Here is a 7,099-nt window from a genome sequence, read left to right as displayed (position 1 = left end):
CCCCGCGGAGGCGGGGAGGGGGCTGTGCGACGGGTGGGAGATCCTGCGCTAAGCTGTACCGGCTGTCGCGGGAGAAATCGCGCGAGGGCATCGGGACGTGGCGCAGTTTGGTAGCGCACTTGACTGGGGGTCAAGGGGTCGTCGGTTCGAATCCGGCCGTCCCGACAGAGTTTTAGCAGGTCAGAGCCTTGATTCACTCTGGTGGGTCAGGGCTTTTTGCTGTTTCGTCTCACACATCATCACGTACGCGCGTACTGCTGAAATCCGGGTGTGATAGCTACCCGAACAGCCCGGATTCGAGGTGCTCGGCGGCCACCTTCAGGTGGCTGCTGTCGGGGTGGACGTAGACCCGTTTGGCGAGGGTGCCGCCGTCTGCGTGGCCGGCCCAGGCCGCGAGAACCACGTCGGGTACTCCGGCGGCGGCGAGGTAGGTCAGGCAGGCGTGTCGGGCGTCGTACGGCCGGACTTTGCGGACCCCGACCTTGGCCATCAGGCCGTACACCCGGCGGCGGAGCCAGTCGGTACGCTGCCCCTCGCCGATCTCGTTGACCAGGACGTAGCCACTGGCGACATACGCGTCGCCCGCCTTCAGGCGTTCCTTCTTCTGCTGGGTCTGGAACGCCTTCAGTGCCTTCGCCACGCTTGCCGGCATCGGTAGGCCGCGTTGGCCAGCCGCCGACTTGGCCTTCTTCTCCTCGACCTCGCCGTCGACCAGCGTTCGCGTGTTGTCCCCGGCGGCGATCGTGCCTGCCTCGAAGTCGACATCGGACCAGCGCAGCCCGCACACCTCGGCCGGTCGCAGACCCATTAGCGACAGCAGGCAGACGGCGTACAGGCGCTCGCCGGTGATGCCGGTCAGGAACGTCTTCACCTCGTCCTGGGTCCAGGGCTTCCGCTTCGTCCTCTCCTCAATCGCGGCTTTCGCCGCTGCTCTGGGGATGGTGACGAACGCGGCGACGTTGCGCACCACGAGCTGACGGCGAACCGCCACGTTCAGCGCGGTCCGGAGACGGCCCAGCGTCAGACGCACCGAGCGGACGCCAAGCCCCGTGCCGGGCTTGCCGCCGCGTCGCCGGCCTTCCCTCAGCATCCAGTCGATCAAGGCTTCGATGTCGGCCTCGTTGACGTCCTGAAGCGGCTTCCCGCCGAGTCGAGCCCGGACCGGTAGGAGCGCGTCCCGGTAGTTCGAAGCCGTGGCCTTCTCCACGTCGCGGGTGGCGGACGTTAACCACTCATCGAGGAACTCGGCGACCGTGACCTTGCCGGGTCGAACGTAGGTGCCGCGGTCGGTCTCGTGCTTGATCCGGGCGTACTCCGCCCGGGCCTCCTTCCTGGTGTCGAAGGTGTACGTCCGCTGGTCTCGACGTCCGTCTGCCTTCCGTCCGACGTCAATGACGAACCGGTAACGGGTTCTTCCGTTCTTGAGCGTGATCTTTTTGATTGGGTCCGACTGGCTCACGTTGGCTCTGCTCCTTCACAGATGAGGCGCCATGAATTGAGGTCGCCTAGGTTCCTAAACTAGGTACCAATAATAGGTACCTAGTTTAGGTCTGGCGACATCGGGATGGCGCCAGTGGTTGGCGATGGGAGTGTGGGACCCTCGACCCGTGATGCGACTGTTCGATCTGCTGGGTGAGGAGTTGAGGTATGCCGCGACAGCGTCCTGTCGCAGATGACCTGCCGCCGTTGCCTGCTCGGGAGAGGAGGGATCAACAGGTCAAGATCAGGCTGACGCCGTCCGAGATGGAGAGGCTAGGCCAGTTGCGTCCCGACCTCACACCATCCGGAATTGTCGCCTTGCTCGTTGACGACGTTGTTACCGGGCGCCATCGGCCGGCATGGGCTGCCGCCGCATCCGACGCGACTGCTGGCGGCGAGCCTAAACAGTCGCCCTAGTCGCCTGTCCGTCCGGGTCTGAGAGTCCGTCGGCGTCCAGCGGTCGTTCGATGCCGACGAGTTCGAGCAGGTCCACCGTGCGTACGCGGTACGAGGTCCCGATGCGCAGCACCGGGCACGGAAATGCGTTCCGCCTTGCCAACTCGTACGCCTTCGTCCGGCCGAGGCCAATCGCGCGAGCGGCGGTTGTCAGATCGACCATTGCGGGTAGTTGCAGCAGCTGGTCCTGGCTGAGTGCACTGGTGATCACTGGCCTGTTCCTTTGCTGAGGGGGCAGACGCCTGTGGCGTCCGGCTGAAGAGACACCGTCTGGTATGCCTCGTCACGACCTTCGGGCTCCAGGGTTTCCTGGCGCGCTACCGCTACGGGTAGCGGATCGGTCATGGGCGGCGATGATGCGACTGTGGGGTGCCCCACCTCGATGAAGCAGACCCGGGGAACTCGCGTAGAGACTGGATGGCTGGTCAGAGCGCGTGACCCTTGGTGTGGTCTCGTTCTACGACAACTGGCGCTGGCGCGGCTGCGAACCGAGGCGCTAGCGGGTCGGCTGCGGTGTTCGACGCGATCATCCGGAGGCGTGCTGCCGCCAGTCGGGCTGCTTTCGCCTGATGGAGGCTGTTCTGAGCTTCGCGGAACTCGGCGAGATTGTCCGCGATCATTGACATGCGCAGGACCAGTTGCAGGGCTGCGGCGGTGTCGTCGTTGCTCGTGAGCCGGCCCACTGCTGCGATGAGTCGGGACATGGCCCGAAGATTGCCCGCCTCCGGGTGGAGATGCCTGGGACGGCGTTGGCGTGGTTCCCGGACTGCTCGATCGAAGGTTTCCGAAGCTTCGGTGAGGGGGCCGCTCTTGCGGCCTTCAAACGCGCGCGCCGTGGACGCGAGAAGGTCGGCGGCGGCCCCGGCGAGGGACGCGATGTCGTCCTCGCCGTTCGCCGGATTCGCCGTCTCGAAGTAACGGGCGCTGGTGGTTGCAGAGGCTGTTGCCCGGCGGAAGGCGTTTGTTCGGTGTCGGACGCCGGGACGTTCGATGCGCTGAGTGCCCTCGGGTGGCGTTGTGCCGGGACCTGCAGCCCAGCGTTGGCGGAGCCGGGGGAGGGTGAGATCCGGAGCGAGTCGGCCGCCGCCGTACCAGACGGTGTCCCCGGCGTACGTGTGGTGGTCGGGAAGCCCGACTGCGTAGCCGGTGATCTCATCCGGGTTGACCGTGCTGTATCGAAGCCGTACGAGAACGCCTGCCGCCTGGAGCCGGTTGACGAAGTCGTTCTCGTCAGTCGATGCGGCTGCGGCTGCACGTACCTCGCGGCGGAGCTTGTCTCGGGGAACTTCGGGCCGGCCCTGTCGGTGGCTCTTGTTCTGTTCCGCGGCGGTTGGCCGGCGGTGGCTGGTGTGATCGACCGGGCTGACCTGGTACAGGCCGTAGCGTTGTTCGAGGTCTCGGGCGGCGGCTTGCGCCTTGAGGCGTTCGTTCCAGGCCCAGACGGTCTCGCCGTCCTGCCGCACGAGCGTGGCCACGATGTGGATGTGGTCGTCGGCGTGGCGGACGGCAACCCATCGCACAGCGTCCGAGTCGCCATGCGGGGCGATGCCGACGGCGGCGACGATCTCGGCGGCGATGTGCGCCCATTGGCCGTCGCTGAGAACGCGATCGGTGATGTGGTTGCGGACGGAGGCGTGCCAGACGAACTTCTGGGGCGGGTTCCTGCCAGCCCGTACGGGCTGTTCGAGCAGGCGGGCCAGGCCCCGGATGTCGTGGCGCCCGGAGGCCTGGGTCGGGGGTTCCAGCGAAGGTAACTGGCTGGGGCCGGACCACGCGGCGACGAGGTGGGGATTGACGTGTTCCTCAGCCTTCCCTGGCCCGAACAGGTAGCGGAGCAGTCCGCCTACGTTCGTGCCGCGGGGATGAATGGCGGGGATCAGCGTAGCCGCCGGTCGATGTCGGCCACGAGGGCGTCGAGTCTGTCGAGTGCCTTCACGCACCGCCTGACGGCGTGGCCGAGCCAGACCGGCGCTTCGCCGGTGGCGTTGAGTGCTGCGGTGGCTTGGTTGAGGTTGGTGCCGGTACGCGTTATGGCGGTCCGAGCAGCGAAGAGTTCCCGCTGCATGGCCGCGAGTTCTGCTCGGGTGACGCCGGTTCCGGCGATCAGGGCGCCGGGAGCGGTGGTGCTCCTGGCGGCGGCCAGCGCGGCATCGGCGCAGAAGCCGGTCGGGGTCAGCCCGGCGCGGTTCGCGGCGGTCACGACGTCGTTGTGCTCGGCGTCGTCGAGTCGGAGGTTGATACGTTGCCGCCGGCCTGGGAACTGGTGACGCCGGTCGGCGCCACGTGGGCTTGGCGTGCCGCCGGTCGCTGTTCGCGTACGGGTGTCCACCGTCGTCGCCTCCGCTTCGCCTGTTCCTGCGTCCGAACGTGCGACGGCGGGGTTATCGGCGACGCTACGGGTAGCGACTCGGTAGGAACTGCGCTTCCGGTTCCGCTCGGTACTGACGGTGGAAGCAAGAGCCGTGACCGGAAGCACACGTGCCGGAACTACCGGCTGCGGAAGCGGAACCAGTCTGGACCGCTTCGGCGCGAGGTACGGCAACTCGCCCTCGAAGGCGGAAGCTTGCCGAAGTGCCGGTGTGGCCGCCGCCGTCGGCGCGCGACGTGGTTGCGTTACCTTGTCCACTGACCCCGCTGGGTCAGTGCTCTTGCCGGTTGCCGGACGTGTCGACCGCGCTCGGTCGACACGTCCGGTGACCGGTACTACAACTTGCTACACCCGGCGCTGGCGTCCCGGGTGATCCGGGCCACCACCGACCTCGATCATTTGGTCGCGGACCCGTTCCTCAAAACGCACACGTTCCGGCCGAGGTGTGCGAGTTGTTACCTTCTGCCCACAGGCAGTGCCCCGCAACTTCCTGCGGCGGTGCCAGCGATACCTTGCTGGTCCGACGTTCGTGACTTTTGGCACCACCGTCGGTTGTGACGGCCCGGTCGCCGCCGGAGGGGTCATCCGTTCACGCATGGTGACGAGCTGCGGGAAGCCGGGACTGCGAGCCTCAGGGTGTAATGGGGCTATACCGAGCTGAGAAGTCACTGCAGTTTGGTGTCATCAAGACGATCGAACCAGTCAAGCGCGGGCCAGACCGGCTCCTCGTCGCCCGGTGTGCCGCCCAGCCATGTCAGATCAAGGCTTGACAGTTCCTCGGACCGTCGCACGAGGACCGCCCCAGGAAACGACAGCCCGACCTCCAGCCGGAAGCCGATCCAGGGGCCGAACAACGCCTTCCGGAGCGCGTCCCGCTCCGCCGCCGTACGTGCGCGGCCCGGTGGGCGCCGCAATACCGCTACGTCCTGCTTGGAGAACCTGAAGGGATCCATGGCCACGCTGCCACCCGGCTCGAACATGAACCGCCAGCCGGCGGCGCTTTGTTCGCCGAGGGTCAGGAAGCGGTGGTCGTAGCCCACCCGATCGACGCGCCAGACCATCGTAGCCTCGCCTGTGCCTTGATAGTGCGCGATAAGGCGCCGCAGACCCAACTCGCGGAGTGCCTCGGGCAGGTCAGGCGAGCAGTGCAGCCGCCTGATCCAGGCATACGCGCCCCGGTCCACAGAGTCGCCCATTGGCTTGCTCGCCGCGAGTAGAACTTCCAGAATGTTGTTCAGCGTCGGCGCCAGGACGTCGTGCAGCACCGCCTGCAGTTCGGCGTCGGGCAGCCCAGCTAGCGCCACGTCGATCGCGTCACCAGCGGTCAAAGCAGCGCCGTAGCCGGTGCTGAGGTCTGTCTGGGCGATCACCCCGGCCGCTTCGCTGAGTGCGACCGCACGTTCGATCGGTGAACCGGTCCGCCCCCACTCGAGCAACTCGTCGAGCAACGAGGCTAATCCGGCGGAATCCCGGGACCACCTAGCCTCGACCCACCGCGCCAAGATATGGACCGGAGACGGCTCATCCGGCAGCTCCGCGACAGTTGCCGGCTTGGCGGACGGCGGCTCCGCGGCGGATGCCGGCTCCGCAGGTGTTTGTTCGACGGCTGGCTCGGCGCCTGCCGGCGATCCGGTGCGCAGTTCGGCTTCCCACCGCACAAAGTTCCACGGGCTCACCTGAAACTGCTGCCGCATCTCGCGCAACCGGGTCCGGGCTCGCAGTTTTCCGTGCTCGGCACAAACCTCCAACAGTCTCCCGTGTAATTCCTCCTGCGCCTCGTCGGAGGCGTAAACCATCATGGCGGAGAAAATGTCGGCGAAGGCTTCCTCCAGCTCCGAGTCTTGCTTGCTCAGGCTGCGGTACTGTTCCTCGTCGAACAGTAGGCCGACCTCCTCGGTTCGCTCCGCAGTCGACCGGTACTCGGCTGGCCACCACCGAGAGACGACCCGCTCCGCGACGATGAAATCGATCCACGCACCCCAGAGGGTCGACCATGCGTTGATATTCGTCGATCGGCACCGTTCCAGCTTTTTGAGTGCCGTTCGCCGCACCTCTATATACATCTCCCGCCGATCTTCGGGGGCGAGCATCGCGCCGGTGATCTGGTTGAGGTCAAGCCCGTCCGGGATGTGTACGCGAAACGCGTTTTTGAACTGCCTGGCCCGCCGGCCGAGCACGATCCCGAACATGCGCAGGTCGGCTGAGGCGTTGAGCGAGATCGACCCTCCGCTGATCTTCTCTAGTGCGATTCGTTGGAGCCGCTGGGCCACGAATTGGGCGTCCGCCGTCTCCATGCCGGTGCGCAGACGTGCGGTCAGATCGGCGGCCCACCGGGAACGAAACTCGCCATCCCCTGGAAGGTCCCCGTGTAGCCAGCCCGCAGCGCCACTACTCATCGCCGATCGCCCGGGCCACCCGCGCCGCGATGTTTGCTGCGCGCTCCGCGTCGAGGCCAGACTCGACGAGTTCCGTGGCTATAGCGCTCTGCAGGTCTTGTGGAAGGGCGAACGATGGATCCGCCGCCTTAAACTCGATCACAATCCGGCGAATCTCGGTCAATTCGTCGACGTTGGACTCGTGCGAGGGCTTCCGTAACTTGGCCCCGAACTGCTTCAGTCGCTCCTTGGTGGACTCTGCGAGTTGCTCGCCAAAGCCGGAGAGGAAGCTAGCCTCGGTCTTTCACTTGAGTGCCATTCGATAGCCGGTCTTCGATGAAGAAGATTTGCGTACCTATCGGCGTTTTCTTGGCATGTTGAGGGCCCGGCGCGGGGCCGGGTTCCTCCGTGTTGCTGGCCG

The 7,099-nt window shown here is 66.2% G+C and carries 6 protein-coding genes and 1 tRNA gene; 1 reads left to right on the top strand and 6 read right to left on the bottom strand.

Annotated features, from left to right (window positions below):
- Positions 1-91: 91 nt before the first annotated feature.
- Positions 92-165 (top strand) — tRNA-Pro (locus C1I95_RS30575).
- 112 nt (positions 166-277) lie between these two features.
- Here C1I95_RS30575 and C1I95_RS30570 read toward each other — a convergent pair.
- From C1I95_RS30570 to C1I95_RS35475, 6 genes are all read right to left on the bottom strand, one after another.
- A complete protein-coding gene (locus C1I95_RS30570) occupies positions 278-1,459 on the bottom strand; it encodes a tyrosine-type recombinase/integrase (protein WP_111219118.1) in 1,182 nt (393 codons plus the stop codon).
- 420 nt (positions 1,460-1,879) lie between these two features.
- Positions 1,880-2,146 carry a MerR family transcriptional regulator gene (locus C1I95_RS30565; RefSeq protein WP_199523986.1) on the bottom strand — a complete coding sequence of 89 codons (267 nt, stop codon included), beginning with the start codon at positions 2,144-2,146 and terminating at the stop codon, positions 1,880-1,882.
- Positions 2,147-2,360: 214 nt separating this feature from the next.
- Positions 2,361-3,875: a relaxase/mobilization nuclease domain-containing protein gene (locus C1I95_RS30560; protein ID WP_233513982.1), complete on the bottom strand. Its 1,515-nt coding sequence runs from the start codon at positions 3,873-3,875 to the stop codon at positions 2,361-2,363.
- A complete protein-coding gene (locus tag C1I95_RS30550) occupies positions 3,812-4,135 on the bottom strand; it encodes a hypothetical protein (protein WP_233513981.1) in 324 nt (107 codons plus the stop codon). The genes C1I95_RS30560 and C1I95_RS30550 overlap by 64 nt, the downstream gene beginning before the upstream one ends.
- 833 nt (positions 4,136-4,968) lie before the next feature.
- Entirely contained in the window at positions 4,969-6,597 is a 1,629-nt protein-coding gene (locus C1I95_RS30545) for a hypothetical protein (protein ID WP_111219112.1), read from the bottom strand.
- 94 nt (positions 6,598-6,691) lie between these two features.
- On the bottom strand, positions 6,692-6,862 hold the full coding sequence (locus C1I95_RS35475) for a hypothetical protein (protein WP_158566506.1): 171 nt from the start codon (positions 6,860-6,862) through the stop codon (positions 6,692-6,694).
- Positions 6,863-7,099: the final 237 nt, after the last annotated feature.

Origin of the sequence: Micromonospora craterilacus, from assembly GCF_003236315.1 — a bacterium.
Classification (GTDB): Bacteria; Actinomycetota; Actinomycetes; order Mycobacteriales; family Micromonosporaceae; genus Micromonospora; species Micromonospora craterilacus.
This window is presented reverse-complemented; position numbering and strand designations above follow the sequence as displayed.